Source organism: Dellaglioa sp. CoH-56-MRSF-12 (assembly GCF_056782075.1).
Genome location: NZ_JBXAYD010000127.1, coordinates 1 through 258 on the forward strand (window position 1 = coordinate 1; position 258 = coordinate 258).

General features: G+C 53.1%; 1 tRNA gene. It reads right to left on the reverse strand.

Features of this window, described 5'->3' with window-relative positions:
- Positions 1–62 precede the first annotated feature (62 nt).
- Positions 63–151, reverse strand: a tRNA-Ser gene (locus AC1RPY_RS08035).
- Positions 152–258: the final 107 nt, after the last annotated feature.

Here is a 258-nt window from a genome sequence, read left to right on the forward strand (position 1 = left end):
CCAGACACGATTCACGTACGGGCTACCTATTTTTACCCGCATACTGCACAATCACCAAAACTTGGCGGAAGCGGTGAGATTCGAACTCACGGAGGACAAAGCCCTCGCCGGTTTTCAAGACCGGAGCATTAAACCACTCGGCCACACTTCCATTGTTCTGCTTATTTACTATCGCGAGGCTTACGCACGCGCTTCGGCTTGTCCGTGACCTGTTCGACAGGAACGTCAATCACCTCTGGAGCAGAGCCTTCCTTGCCA